This window comes from Streptomyces sp. ISL-66, from assembly GCF_018614135.1.
Classification (GTDB): Bacteria; Actinomycetota; Actinomycetes; order Streptomycetales; family Streptomycetaceae; genus Streptomyces.
On the sequence record NZ_JAGGOW010000197.1, the window covers coordinates 25343 to 34654 of the forward strand.

The 9312-nt window shown below is 73.5% G+C and carries 10 protein-coding genes; 4 read left to right on the forward strand and 6 right to left on the reverse strand.

The annotated features are described in order from the left end of the window. Positions 1–11: 11 nt before the first annotated feature. Positions 12–494, reverse strand: coding sequence for a hypothetical protein (locus J7E97_RS32250; RefSeq protein ID WP_215034651.1), 483 nt, complete (start codon positions 492–494; stop codon positions 12–14). Further along, positions 491–748: a hypothetical protein gene (locus J7E97_RS32255; protein WP_215034653.1), complete on the reverse strand. Its 258-nt coding sequence runs from the start codon at positions 746–748 to the stop codon at positions 491–493. The genes J7E97_RS32250 and J7E97_RS32255 overlap by 4 nt, the downstream gene beginning before the upstream one ends. Positions 749–929: 181 nt before the next feature. Here J7E97_RS32255 and J7E97_RS32260 point away from each other — a divergent pair, with 181 nt between their 5' ends. Further along, positions 930–2030, forward strand: coding sequence for a DUF2330 domain-containing protein (locus J7E97_RS32260; protein ID WP_251055481.1), 1101 nt, complete (start codon positions 930–932; stop codon positions 2028–2030). 10 nt (positions 2031–2040) lie between these two features. Here the strand turns inward: J7E97_RS32260 and J7E97_RS32265 are convergent, their stop codons facing one another. Next, positions 2041–2904, reverse strand: coding sequence for an ABC transporter permease subunit (locus tag J7E97_RS32265; protein WP_215034657.1), 864 nt, complete (start codon positions 2902–2904; stop codon positions 2041–2043). Then, positions 2901–3815: an ABC transporter ATP-binding protein gene (locus J7E97_RS32270; protein WP_215034659.1), complete on the reverse strand. Its 915-nt coding sequence runs from the start codon at positions 3813–3815 to the stop codon at positions 2901–2903. Before J7E97_RS32270 ends, J7E97_RS32265 begins: the two co-directional genes overlap by 4 nt. Positions 3816–3948: 133 nt before the next feature. Here J7E97_RS32270 and J7E97_RS32275 point away from each other — a divergent pair, with 133 nt between their 5' ends. Next, positions 3949–5118 (forward strand): sensor histidine kinase, encoded by a 1170-nt coding sequence (locus J7E97_RS32275; protein WP_215034661.1) that lies wholly within the window; start codon positions 3949–3951, stop codon positions 5116–5118. Beyond that, positions 5115–5801, forward strand: a complete 687-nt coding sequence (locus tag J7E97_RS32280; protein WP_215034663.1) for a response regulator transcription factor — start codon at positions 5115–5117, stop codon at positions 5799–5801. Before J7E97_RS32275 ends, J7E97_RS32280 begins: the two co-directional genes overlap by 4 nt. A gap of 101 nt (positions 5802–5902) precedes the next feature. On the opposite strand, the gene J7E97_RS32285 is transcribed toward J7E97_RS32280, so the two are convergent. Together J7E97_RS32285 and J7E97_RS32290 are read right to left on the reverse strand one after the other, a co-directional pair. Continuing rightward, complete coding sequence (locus tag J7E97_RS32285) at positions 5903–6703, reverse strand: RimK family alpha-L-glutamate ligase (RefSeq protein ID WP_215034665.1); 801 nt, start codon at positions 6701–6703, stop codon at positions 5903–5905. Beyond that, the gene (locus J7E97_RS32290; protein WP_215034667.1) at positions 6700–7758 is read right to left on the reverse strand and encodes a RimK family alpha-L-glutamate ligase; all 1059 of its coding nucleotides are present in this window, start codon (positions 7756–7758) and stop codon (positions 6700–6702) included. Before J7E97_RS32290 ends, J7E97_RS32285 begins: the two co-directional genes overlap by 4 nt. Before the next feature lie 360 nt (positions 7759–8118). On the opposite strand from J7E97_RS32290, the gene J7E97_RS32295 reads away from it, so the two are divergent. Beyond that, a partial coding sequence (locus J7E97_RS32295) for a sensor histidine kinase KdpD (protein WP_215034669.1) occupies positions 8119–9312 on the forward strand: 1194 nt, incomplete at its 3' end.

Below are 9312 nucleotides of genomic sequence, written 5' to 3' on the forward strand. Positions count from 1 at the left end.
CGGGCCCGGGGTCAGTCGGCCAGGGCGAGGAGGTGGAGGATGCCGTTCGCGTACGCCGCCGAGACGGAGTCGGGCCGGTGGGCCTGCGCGCCGCGCAGGCTCGGCAGGGCCGCCCGGATGTGGGCGGCGCACTGGCCGTATAGCCCGGCCTCGTGCGAAGTGCCGTCGTCCTCCGCGCCGAGCAGCCGCAGCAGCGCCCACAGCAGGGCCTCGCGCGTCGACTGCCGGGGCGGGCCGGCGCACCAGACGGCCATCAGCACCCCGCACACCGCCGGGGCGGGCGGCCGGAGCCGGCCGGTGTGGAAGGCGTGGCCCTCCAACGCGTGGAAGGCGGCCGGGTGTCCCTCGGCCGCGTCCCACAAGGTGTCCACGAGATGCCCCGCCGGGCGGCCGCAGCCGCAGTCGACGGAGTCCCAGTCGTGCCGGGCGATCTCCCGCGCTACCGCGTCGGGTACCAGCGGGCTGGTGCGGGGCTGTTTTTCCGTCGTTCTCACGGGAGCAGTATGGGATCAGGGCGGCGTCCGGTCCAGAGCCCCCCGCGGCGCCGCGGCAGGTCAGTGGCCCTGGCAGCCGCAGCCGCACCCCTCGCCGCGCCGCGCGGAAGCTCCGCCGTGAACTCGCTCCGCGAGAAGACGGCGAGGACCGTGGCCGGCCCGGTGCCGTGATCGGCCGGGGTGATCTCCTCGCCGGCGGGCAGCATCGCGAAGGTCCCCGGGGCCACGGCACGGTCCTGGCGCCGCAGCGGCACGAGGCCACCTCGCGGCGCGGCACCCGCCGGGGCCGTGCTCGGCGGAGGCATCCCCGGGACGCCTCGACGCCCCGGGCGGAACCGGAACAAGGTGAGCGCCGTCTGAGCCCGCATGGGAACGACTGTGTGCAAGACCGGGCGAGCGGCCCCGCGGTGGACGAGGCGAAGGATCGGCGTGCTGCTGTTCGCGCTGCTCGCGACCCAGCTGGGCTCGCTGATCAGCCCCGCCTACGCCTGTGGCTGCGGGGCCATGGTGCCGGGCGCCGAGGGCCGGATCGGGGTCTCCCGGGAGGCCTCAGCGGTGCGTTGGGACGGCCGGACCGAGCGGATCGCGATGCGGTTCACGGTCGGCGGCGACGCCAAGCGGGCCGCTTGGATCATGCCGGTGCCGGGACGGGCCACGGTGAGCCTCGGCGACGGTGACCTGTTCTCGCAACTGGCGGACCTGACCGGGCCCGAGTACCGGACCCGAACGTACTTCTGGCCGCGCCACGGCGACTGGCCCTTCACCTCCGGCGACAGGGACATGGCCGGAGCGCCGCCGCCGGGCAGCGGGGACGCGGGGGTCGGCGTCGTGGGCCGGGAGCGGCTCGGTGACTTCGACGTCGCCCGCCTGACCGCGAGCGACCCCGACGCGCTCCGCGCGTGGCTGAAGGCCAACGGCTTCGAACTGCCCGACGGCCTCTCCACCGAACTGAAGCCGTACGTGGACCAGCGCTGGGAGTACGTCGCCGTACGCCTCGTTCCCCGCGAGCAGGGCGCCACCCTGCACGGCACCCTGGACCCGCTCCTGATCCGCTTCGACAGCGACCGGCTCGTCTACCCGATGCGGCTGTCGCGGCTGGCGAAGACCGCACAGTCCCTCGGCCTCTACGTGCTGGCCGACCACCGGATGGAACCCGCTTCCCGGATAGGCGGGGACGCGCCCGAGGTGACCTTCGCCGGCCGGATCACCCCGAAGGGTGCGGTCGCCGAACTGGCCGGCGGCGCCCCGGTGTTCCTGACGGCGATCGACCAGAGCTTCCCCGTGCCGTCCCGGATCGACGGTGATCACGAACTGCGCGCCACCGCCGCGGACACTCCGTACCGCCAGGTCGAGTACAGCGACGAACTCCGCACGGCCGGCGGCATTCCCGTCTGGATCCTGGCGGTCGGGGGCGCCTTCCTCGCCGTGGTCGGCGCCGCGGCCTCGGTGATCCTGGCGCGCCGCCGCCGGACGCCGCCACCGGCAACGGCACCGGCGACCGGGCCGGATACCGGGAGGGGGGCGGGGGCGCGCTAGCGGGCGTCGCTCAGACGTCCCGGCGCCGCACGACGGTCAGGGTGACGGCCACCGAGACGAGCGCCCAGGCGGCGAGCGCGATCCAGGAGCCCGTGATCGTGCCTGGGTGCGCGCCCAGACTGGTGGAGGAGTCCGGGTTCAGCGCCAGCCGGGCCTGGGCGGTGAGCGGCAGGTGGTTGCCGATCTCCTTCAAGAACCTGTACCGCTCGCCGCCGAAGAGCAGGGGCAGGATCAGGAGCACTCCCACGACCGCGACGATCGAGGCCGTGGCGTGCCGCAGGACGGCCCCGAACGCCATCCCGATGAGCGCGCAGACCGGGACGAGCAGCGCGTAGGCCGCCACGGCCCGCAGGCAGCCGGGGTCGTGGATCGAGAGCCCGACGTGGCGGGAGGCCAGCATCGCGTTGATGGTGAAGAACGAGGTCGCGGAGACGACGAGGCCGAGGACGAGGGTGATCGCCGTGACCACGACCACCTTGGCCGTGATCACCGCCCGCCGGTCGGGGGCGGCGGCGAACGTGGTGCGGATCATTCCGGTGGTGTACTCGCCGAAGACGGTGATGGCCCCGAAACTGGCGGCGGCCAGCGCCATGACGTCGGCGGCGATGCCGCCCAGGCCGTGGAACAGCGGGTCGTACTCGTAGGCGGGAAGGCCGGCTGCCGAGGGGTGAGGCTGGTCGATGTACGGCAGGTCGGAGTGGACGCCGTTCACGTTGATCGCGATCGCGACGACGGCGCTGAGGGCGAGCACCCAGTAGGTCGACCTGAGCGAGCGCATCTTGATCCACTCGGCCGCGAGCAGGTCGGTGAGCCCGGCCGCCGGCTCGGCCGCTCGCTCGGACGGCCTGGTGAGGGACGACGTCGGTGTGCTCATCGGGGTTCTCCCGCCAGGTATTCGACGCTGTCGGCGGTGAGGGACATGAACGCCGACTCCAGGGATGAGGTGTGGGTGGTGAGTTCGTGCAGCACGATTCCGTGCCGGTGGGCGAGTTCGCCGATCCGGGCCGCGGGAAGGCCGGTCACCCGGCCCTCCCGGTCGCCCTCCCGCCGCACCGCCGCCCCCTCGCCGGCCAGTACCGCCTCCAGGGCCGCCAGGGCGGGGGTGTGCACGCTCACGCCGCCCACGGAGGTGTTACGGGCCGAGAAGTCCGCGAGGCTCTCGTCGGCGATCAGCCGGCCCTTGCCGATGACGATGAGCCGGTCGGCGGTGTGTTCCATCTCGGCCATCATGTGACTGGAGACGAAGACGGTGCGGCCCTCGGACGCGAGCCGCCGGAACAGACCGCGCACCCACAGGACCCCCTCGGGATCCAGACCGTTCAGGGGCTCGTCGAAGAGCAGCACCGGCGGATCGCCGAGCAGGGCGCCCGCGATGCCGAGGCGCTGCTTCATCCCGAGGGAGAAGCCCCCGATCCGGCGGGCCGCCGCCTTCGTCAGCCCGACCTCCCGCAGGACCTCGTCCACGCGGGGCAGGGGGATGCGGTTGCCCCGGGCCAGGGCGGACAGGTGCGCCCGGGCGCTCCGCCCGCCGTGCACGTCCTGGGCGTCCAACAGCGCGCCCACGTGGCGCAGTCCGCGAGGACGGTGCGCGAAGGGAACCCCGTCCACGGTGACGGTCCCACCGGTGGGCGTGTTGAGGCCGAGGATCATCCGCAGCGTCGTGGACTTGCCGGCGCCGTTCGGGCCGAGGAAGCCGGTCACCTTGCCCGGTTCCACGGTGAAGGTCAGGTTGTCGACGGCGACGGTGTCGCCGTACCGCTTGGTCAGTCGAGTGGCTTCGATCACGGGGTCCACGCTGCCGGGCAGGGCACCGAGCCGGCATCGGCCGGTGGTTCACACTCGCCGGGCCCGCTGGTATCCCGGGGGATTAGGCCCGTGGGCCAATGCCCGGTCGAGGGAGCAACGTTAAGATCGTCCGATGACCGCCACTCCTCCCGCACCCCTGCTCAAACGCGTGCCGCCCGGTGTGTGGGTGGCGGCCTTCTGGGTGGCGCTCATCCTCATGCGCACGCTCCAACGGGCGGACGAGCTGCGCCATCTGGTCCAGTACGACGGCAACATCGAGGACGCGCCGCTCCTGGTCACCGCCGTCGTCACCACCCTGGGCGCGCTGCTGCTGTTCCGCGCGCCGCTGGCGGCCGTGGCCGTCGCGCTCGCCGGCTCCGTGTTCTCGATCGGGATGGACGTGCGGGAGACGACGTTCGTCCTCTTCTTCCTTGCCGACGCGGCAGTGGGCTACACCGCGGCGACCCGCCCACGGAAGGTTTCGGTCCTCGGCGCCGCGCTGCCGGTGGCCACACTGGCCGGCTACTCGCTCTGGCAGCTCGGGCACGGCTACTCCTACAACCCCATGGCACCGGCCGCCCTCGCGTCGACCGTCGCCATCGCCTGGCTGATCGGCAACACGGTCCATCAGGACCGGGCGCACGCGGACACGGTGCGGAGCCAGGCCACGCAACAGGCGATCACGGCCGAGCGGCTGCGGATCGCCCGGGAACTGCACGACATGGTCGCCCACAGCATCGGCATCATCGCCATCCAGGCCGGCGTGGGCAGCCGGGTCATGGACACCCAGCCCGCCGAGACGCGCAAGGCTCTCGACGCCATCGAGGCCACCAGCAGGGAGACCCTCGCCGGACTGCGGCGGATGCTGGGCGCGCTGCGCCGCAGCGGCGAGGGGCCCGCGCCGCTGGAGCCGCTCCCCGGTCTCGCCGCCCTCGGCCAACTGGTCGGTACGAGCGCGGCCGCCGGGGTCCGGGTCGACGTCCGCTGGCGGGGGGAGCGGCGCGACCTGCCCCCGGACGTAGACCTGGCGGCCTTCCGCATCGTGCAGGAGGCGGTCACCAACGTGGTGCGGCACTCCGGCACCCGGGACTGCAGCGTGACCGTCGACTACCGCCACGACGAACTGGCCGTGGACATCCTCGACTCCGGCCGCGGGGGCGGTGTCGCGGGCTCCGGATACGGCATCGTCGGCATGCGGGAACGAGTCGGCCTGCTGCACGGCGAGTTCAGCGCCGGGCCGCGCCCGGACGGCGGTTTCCGCGTGGCGGCCCTGCTGCCGACACCCGTGGAGGCGGGACGGTGATCCGTGTCGTGCTGATCGACGACCAGCCGCTGATCCGTACGGGCCTGCGCGTCCTCATCGCCGACACCCCGGACCTCGAGGTGGTCGGGGAGGCCGAGAACGGTGCGGAGGCGGTGGAATCGGTCCGACTGCTGCGGCCGGACGTCGCCATCATGGACATCCGGATGCCCGGGACGGACGGGATCGAGGCCACCCGCCGGATCGACGCGGATCCGGAGTCGAAGACCCGGGTGCTGGTCCTCACCACCTTCGACGACGACGAGTACGTCTACGGTGCGCTCCGGGCCGGCGCGAGCGGCTTCCTCGTCAAGGACATGCCGCTGGAGACCATCCTCGACGGGATCCGGGTGGTCGCCGCCGGAGACGCCCTCATCGCGCCGAGCGTCACACGGCGTCTCATCGAGGAGTTCGCGGCGCGGCCCGAACCCGCCTCCGCTCTCCGCCCGGGGAGATCCCCGGGCTCCCGCCGGACGGTGGCGGACGGCATCACCGACCGGGAGCGCGAGGTCCTGACCCTCGTCGGCCGCGGCCTGTCCAATGCGGAGATCGCCGGGGAGCTCACCATCAGCGTGGCCACCGCCAAGGCCCACCTCGCACGGCTCTTCACCAAACTCGACGCACGCGACCGGGTGCACCTGGTGATCCTCGCCTACGAGTTCGGCCTGGTCGCGCCCCCGCGGTGAGGCCGTCCACGGCGAGTCCGCCCGAGGAAGGCGTGCCCGGCCCTTCGCCGCGAGGCGCCGTGCCGGGTGTCGCGACCTCGTGAGCCCATCCGGTCACACCACTAGCCTTTGGCCCGGCGCAGGGCGAGTTCCGACAGGGCCTCGGGGGCGCCCGGTTGGTGGCGGATGCCGGGGAAGGCGTTGACGTCCACGATCAGCGGGGCGCCGTCTGCCGTGGCGATGATGTCCACGCCGTAGACGTCCAGGGCGAAGACCTCACCGACCCGTCGCGTCAGATCGGCCCAGCCCGCCGGGAGGTGCGGCAGCGGAAGGGTGGGGCCGCGGCCCTGCGGGGAGAGCTCGGAGCGGCGCAGGGCCGCGAAGACCCGGTCGCCGACGGCCCACAGTTTGTGGTCCCACCCGCTGTTCGGTGCGAACTCCTGTACCACCACCGGCTCGTCGGGCCACACCGTCACCAACTCCCGTAGCACGACCGGGTCGTCGACCCGGGCCACGAGGTCATCCCTGCGGTTGTGGCGGCTCTTGACGACCACCGGGGAACGCAGCAGCGCGCCGGGGCCCTCCCCGGCCGCCCATCCCGCGAGCGTGCCGACGGTACGCGTCCCCGCGAACGGCAGCCCGGCGCGGACCGCCAGCTCCGCCATCAGCGTCCGGTCCTGGCACAGGGTGGTCGCGGCGGCCGTGTTGACCACCGGCGCCCCGCGCAGCTCGAGGCGCCGGGCCAGGTTCAGTCCGCCCGGGGTGTGTGCCTTGAGGAGGTACACGTCGGCCGGTGCCCCGGCGGTCTCCTCGGACGTTCCCGGATGCAGTACCTCCACCCGGTGACCGGAGGCCCGCAGCAGCTCGGCCGTGGCCGACAGCAGCGGATGTCCGGGGTTGTCCGTGATCAGGCCGATCCTCATGCGGCGTCTCCCGCCGCGGAGGCAGCGGTGGCGGCAGGGGCAGCGGCAACGGCGGCGGTCGTCGTGGGGGCCGGGGTGGGGGCCGTGGCCGAGGGGCCGGCCGCGGTGACGGTGGCCGTGACGGAGCCGTTGGCCGTCGCCTGCACCGGGATCGACGCGGGGAGCCAGGTCGCCGCGTGGGGCAGGGAGCCCCACGGGCCGCCGGACGCGCCGGACGCGCCGGACGTGCCCGAGCCGCCCGCCCCGCCGCTCCGCGCGAGGCCCAGTACCGCTCGGGCCACCCGCGCGGCGGCGTCCGGTACCTGACGGAAGCTCGGGAAGTCGTTCACGTCGACGACCACCGGCCCGTCGGGACCCAGCAGCACGTCCAGCCCGTACAGGTCGAGCCCGTAGACCTCCCCGACCCGGGCGGCGATCTCCGCGATCTCCGCGGACAGCGGGACCAGGCGCTCCGGGACCGCACGGTCCGGGTGTAGGGGCGAGCGGCGTTCGGTGGCGAAGAGTTCCCCGCCGACCGCGTAGACCTTGATGTCGATGCCCGAGTTCGGGACGTACGGCTGGGCGACGAGCATGCCCTCGCCCGCCAGTTCGGGGAGCACCGCGGCCAGCCGCTCCGGCGAGGACACCAGGTGCACGGCCCGCCCCGAGCTGCCGTCGGCGGGCTTGACGACCAGCGGGTACTCCGAGGCGGGAATCTGCGCCAGCAGCTCGGGCCGGGCCGCCGCGTACGTCGGCGGCAGCGGAAGCCCCCGGCCGCGCCCGATGGCGGCGGCCAGCGCCTTGTCCCGTACGCCCCGGATCGAGCGGGCGTCGTTGACCGTGGTCATGCCGGCCGCCGAGGCGGCCTCGAGGAGGGTCAGCCCCGGCCCGCCGGACACCGTTTTGAGCACCCAGGCGTCATGGTCCCCGGCGCGGACCAGGTCGCACATCCGCAGCAGCGAACCGCCGGGCCGCAGCACCTCCACCTGGTGGCCCCACGCCGTGAGTTGGCGGACCACCTCGTTCGGCATGCCGTCGTGGCGGTAGTTCTCCTCCACCAGGAAGCAGAGCCTCATGGACCTTCCCCATATTCCCCGGACGTCCGCCGATCCCGTCCGGCGAGTTGTGACGTCACAGGATGTCATGGACCGCAATGTGATGATCGGTCCGTCCAGGTGGGCTCGTGACGGGACCGCCGGCAGGGCTACGCCTCCTGAGTGCTCGCCGCGAACGCCTCGGGGCGATGGCGAGGGCACATGGCGACGGCCTTGCCCGAACAAGCCGAGCGCAAAAGGTCATAGAAGGATCTTTAACGGCCTCAGCCGCGTGGGAAACTTGGCAGAGACTGTCCAAAACGATCAGCAACTCTCCTATAGTGATGCCTTGTTGCCAGGAACCCTTCTCCTCCCTTTACGCCCGGTATGAGGCTTTGATTGATGACGGCGTCGCCCTCCCCCCTTCGCCCCTCCGCGCTGGCCCTGCTGATCACCGCAGTCGCCGGTGGCGCGTTCTCCACGGCGGCGGTGGCCGCGGCCCCCTCGTCCGTCGGCACTCCCCTCGCCTGGTTCTCCGGCTCGGGCGTACTCCTGCTCTCCGTCGCGGCCTTCGCCGTGACCTGGTCCTCGTGCACCGCCCGGATGCGGCGGGGCCTCATCTCCGAACTCCGCGCTGAACTCGCGGCCCGGGACGGGCACATCGCCCGGATGATCGCCGACGCCGCGCGCGACACGGCGGCGCACACCGCCGAACGCTCCCGCCTCGCCGACGAGCACGCCGCCGCACTGGAGCAGCTCACGCAAGCGCACGCCGCCGAACTGGAGGGCCTCGCCGCCGCCCAGAGCGCCTCCCGCGAGCGGCTCGCCGGCGAACTGCGCCGAGCCCAGTCGGGCCGGGCCGCCGCCATGGCCGCCGCGGCCAACGCCGCCGGCCGGATGCAGGCCCTGGCCACCGGGATGCTCGCCGACCTCCGCGAGATGGAACACCGGCACGCCGACGAGGACGTCCTCACCGACCTCCTGCACCTGGACCACCGCACCGCCCAGGCCGGCCGCCTCGCCGACTCCATCGCCGTGCTCACCGGGGCCCGTTCCGGCCGCCGCTGGGCGAAGCCGATCGTCATGGAGTCGATCCTGCGCGGCGCGATGGGCCGCATCGGCGGCTACCAGCGCGTCCGGCTGCACTCCACCAGTGACGCGGCCGTCGCCGGGCACGCCGCCGAGGGCGTCATGCACGCACTGGCGGAACTCCTCGACAACGCCGCGAACTTCTCTCCGCCGACCGCCGAAGTCCACGTCTACGTGGAGGAGGTGCCGGCCGGGATCATCATCACCGTCGAGGACAGCGGCCTCGTCATGAGCGAGGTCCAGCTGCGCCGCGCCGAACAGGCCGTGACCGCCGAATCGCTGGACCTGGCCGGTCTGTCCGGCACCCGGCTCGGCCTCGCGGTCGTCGGGCGCCTCGCCCGCAAGCACGGGCTGACCGTCTCCTTCCGGCCCTCCGCGCGCGGCGGCACGGGCGCGCTGATGATGCTCCCGCAGGAGCTGATCAGCCGCGGCCCCGCCGAGGCCCCGGCACCCGGGACCGCCGCCCCGGCCCCCGCGCCCGCGATCCCGGCCCAGGCGGCCGCACCC

Coding starts and splice junctions, on each gene's coding strand:
- J7E97_RS32265 (WP_215034657.1), bottom strand. CDS start 2,904: ATGAGCACACCGACGTCGTCCCTCACCAGGCCGTCCGAGCGAGCGGCC.
- J7E97_RS32275 (WP_215034661.1), top strand. CDS start 3,949: ATGACCGCCACTCCTCCCGCACCCCTGCTCAAACGCGTGCCGCCCGGT.
- J7E97_RS32285 (WP_215034665.1), bottom strand. CDS start 6,703: ATGAGGATCGGCCTGATCACGGACAACCCCGGACATCCGCTGCTGTCG.
- J7E97_RS32290 (WP_215034667.1), bottom strand. CDS start 7,758: ATGAGGCTCTGCTTCCTGGTGGAGGAGAACTACCGCCACGACGGCATG.